This window comes from Atopostipes suicloacalis DSM 15692 (genome assembly GCF_900129085.1).
GTDB lineage: Bacteria > Bacillota > Bacilli > Lactobacillales > Carnobacteriaceae_A > Atopostipes > Atopostipes suicloacalis.
This window is the reverse complement of the sequence record NZ_FQUF01000047.1, coordinates 1-2,826: the sequence shown is the minus strand read 5'-3', so window position 1 is coordinate 2,826 and position 2,826 is coordinate 1. Positions and strand designations below refer to the sequence as shown.

At 34.1% G+C, this 2,826-nt stretch carries 2 protein-coding genes and 1 tRNA gene; 1 reads left to right on the top strand and 2 read right to left on the bottom strand.

Annotated elements, in window-relative coordinates:
* Positions 1 to 178: 178 nt before the first annotated feature.
* Positions 179 to 1,537, bottom strand: a complete 1,359-nt coding sequence (locus tag BUB96_RS10055) for an FAD-dependent oxidoreductase (protein ID WP_073298688.1) — start codon at positions 1,535 to 1,537, stop codon at positions 179 to 181.
* 256 nt (positions 1,538 to 1,793) lie between these two features.
* On the opposite strand from BUB96_RS10055, the gene BUB96_RS10050 reads away from it, so the two are divergent.
* Positions 1,794 to 1,866: transfer RNA gene (locus tag BUB96_RS10050), tRNA-Val, on the top strand.
* Between the two features lie 430 nt (positions 1,867 to 2,296).
* On the opposite strand, the gene BUB96_RS10045 is transcribed toward BUB96_RS10050, so the two are convergent.
* On the bottom strand, positions 2,297 to 2,826 hold a 530-nt coding region (locus BUB96_RS10045; RefSeq protein ID WP_143274326.1), incomplete at its 5' end, for an LPXTG cell wall anchor domain-containing protein.

The following is a 2,826-nucleotide window of genomic DNA, read 5'->3' as shown; positions in this document are numbered from 1 at the left end:
TACGGGGTTAGCCTAATCAAAATCCGACCAGTAGGTTGGAGTTCTTAGGAATCTCTATCTTCAAAATCCAAAGGATTTAAGGTGGAGTAGTTCAATCTTTGTCATATTTCACTAAAGGGGTAAAAAAAGAAGGCCTTAGTTTTTACCAAGACCTTCTTTATAAGTGAATTATATGTTTTTAGAATAACATTTTAGTTGAACCATATGTCTTCCCTTGAGCTTTCATAGCTAAAACATTCAAGAAGTTCCATGGACGACTAAATCCTGGTTGGAAGAAGAAATCAGCTTGCGCTAAATCTGTCAATGTCATTTTCGCAGTAATCGCTAAAGATAAAGTATTAGCTGCTTGAGTGATATCTTTAGTTGATAGGAACTGAGCACCAAGAATTACTTCAGTTTCTGCGTCAAAGAAGATTTTCATTTCTACTGTATTATCTTCATCTCGCATAAAGGCAGGACGAACTTTTTCTTCACAGTAGTAAGATTTTACTTCACCATCATACGAATCAACAAGCGCATCTTTTAGACCTGTTGTTGCAAATTTGAGATCGAAAAAGGCTAAACCTGACGTACCATTTACACCTGGAGCTTTCACTTTTTCTCCAAGCGCATTTTTAGCTGCCGTCACACCTTGCTTTCGTGCGTTTGTTGCTAGACCAATACAAACTTCTTTGCCTGTTGGATTGAAATGAACATATGTTGCATCTCCACCCGCATAAACATCTTCAGCAGATGTTTCTAAGTATTCGTTTACTTTAACAAAGCCTTTTTCATCTACTGCAAGTGTATCTTTTAACCAAGCAGTATCTGGTCTTACTCCAACTGCCATAATAACCGTATCTACTTCGTATTCACCTTGATCCGTTACAACACCTGTAACTTCACCATTTTCGCCTTTAATTTCTTGAACAAATTCATTTCCTTTAAAAGTTAACCCTTTTTCTTTCGCTTCTTCGATAAGCGTTGGGTAAAATTCTTCATCAAGGTAGGTAGGTAAGAAACGATCAATCGCATCAATAAGTGTTACGTCTTGACCATTACGAACGTAGGCTTCAGCTACTTCAACTCCAATGTAGCCTCCACCAATCACAGCAACCTTTTTCGCATCAGACATACGTGCCTTAACGGTTTCGGCATCATCACGTCCACGGAAAGTATAAACATGTTCTAAGTCTTTTCCAGGTACATTTAATTTAGGAGCATATCCACCTGGAGAAAGTAATAATTTATCATAATTTGCTTGTTCTTCACCTTGTTCCGTTTTGACCGTAATCGTTTTAGCTTCTGGATCAAGACCAATAACATCACTATTTAAGTGTACATTAATTCCTTGTTCTTTATAAGATGCTTCATTTGCGTAGTGAATTTCATCTGGGGATTTTGAAATCCCTTCCAGATAAGATTGTGCACCACAACTCATAAACGATGCTTTATCTCCACGCTCATATAAATGGATTTCTGCATCCGATTGTGCTTCCAGAATAGTTTCAACGGCTTCATAGCCAAAGTGAGAAGATCCAACAATAACATATTTCAATAAAAAAACCTTCTTTCATTTAATGATCAATCTATCTCATATTATAGTCTATTTTTAAAAATATGCAAATTAGAATTGTTCTAATTTGTTAATCTTATACCATGTAATTCCTTGGTATAATTGAGAAACTCAGCCTATATATTCTCGAAAACATTTATCATTTTCAAAATATTTTTTTGTGAAGTATACACAAATGGAAAAATTAAGAAAAGAGTTGTCTTTATAAATTAATTTGATATAATAGAACTTGAGTGTCGGATCTTTAGCTCAGTAGGGAGAGCACCAGCTCGACAAGCTGGGGGTCGCTGGTTCGAGCCCAGCAAGGTCCATAATAATAAAGAAAGCATACTTTTGGGAGCTAAATCCCACTAGTATGCTTTTTTCATTGACTATACGTCAAATAGTGTGGGTAAAACAATTTAAAATACGCGTCATAGGTCGCTTTTTCCCAATTCTAAAAATACTCTTTTAATATTCCTATAAAAGTAAAATTTTCTTTAAATTCAAATAAATTGAATTAAAATTATATTGTTAGAGTACCCTATTTTTCTTTACGATATATGTATGAGAGTGATAGTGATAGCAATATCATCATTTATACATTCTTTGAGTGTATAAGATGAGACACCAGTGAATATTTCTTAAAAAGCATCCGTCAATATCACATATTATGAACGCTAAAAATCAAGCACCTTTTTAATCTTATCTGATAAAGGCGCTTGATTTTATAATTATTTATTTATTTTCAACCCTGATTTCTTAATCGATTGATTTTCTTTTTCTAAAAACTAATCCACCGATAATCAAGGATACTAAACCAACTATTGTAATAAATAACGAAGAGTTTTCTCCAGTTTTAGGTAAAGTTCCCTCGTTTTCTCCATTTATTGAATTCTTTGTGTCATCTTCAACCTCTTTATCTAAAGGTAGTGAATCACTTCCAGAATTCTCATTTCCAGAACCCTCTTGGGATTCATCTTTTTCTTCATCCATTGTAACTTTCTCAACTAGATTATTTTCTGTAGCAAGTAAATTATTTAGAGACTTTTGAATATCTTTTTGAGTAGCTGTTTCATCTGCTAAAGTTTTTTCAGCTTCTTTAAGAGCTGTTACAAAAGATTTCCAACTTTCGTCAGTATAATTCGCTTCATTTCGTTTTTTAGCCAGTGCTACTGCTTCTGCTAGTTCGTTTTTATCAACTTCTTCTGGTTCTTCTACTTTTTCTAATGTAATTTCTGCTAGACGTAAGTCTCTTAAAGCTGATTGAACTTCTTCTTGTGTAGCTTCTT